The sequence below is a fragment of the Salinimicrobium oceani genome, assembly GCF_012037645.1.
In genome coordinates, this window is sequence record NZ_JAAVJR010001094.1 from 1 (window position 1) to 360 (window position 360).

General features: G+C 40.6%; 1 protein-coding gene. It reads left to right on the forward strand.

Features of this window, described 5'->3' with window-relative positions; all coding sequences use genetic code 11:
- A partial coding sequence (locus tag HC175_RS20940) for a TSUP family transporter (RefSeq protein ID WP_168139907.1) occupies positions 1-360 on the forward strand: 360 nt, incomplete at both ends.

The window sequence follows — 360 nt, forward strand, 5'->3', positions numbered from 1 at the left end:
TGGAGGCGGTTCCAGTTACCTGGCGATTCTTAGCCTTGTCCTTACCGACTTCTATGAAATACGCTCCACGGCACTGTTGCTTAACATTTGTGTGGTTTCAATAGGCACCGTTGTTTTTATAAAAAATGGAATATTAAAACCTAAACTTATATGGCCGTTCTTTATATTCAGTATCCCAATGGCCTATTTTGGTGCACAGGTAAAATTATCTCAAACGATCTTTTTCCTTATTTTAGGTGGAGCTCTAATTTTGGCAGGAATATTTATGATCCTGAGGATTGTGAAAGCTAAACTGAAATCTTTGGAGCTTTCACGACCCAAACAGTTCGCCCTCGGCGGAAGCATTGGTCTTTTATCGGG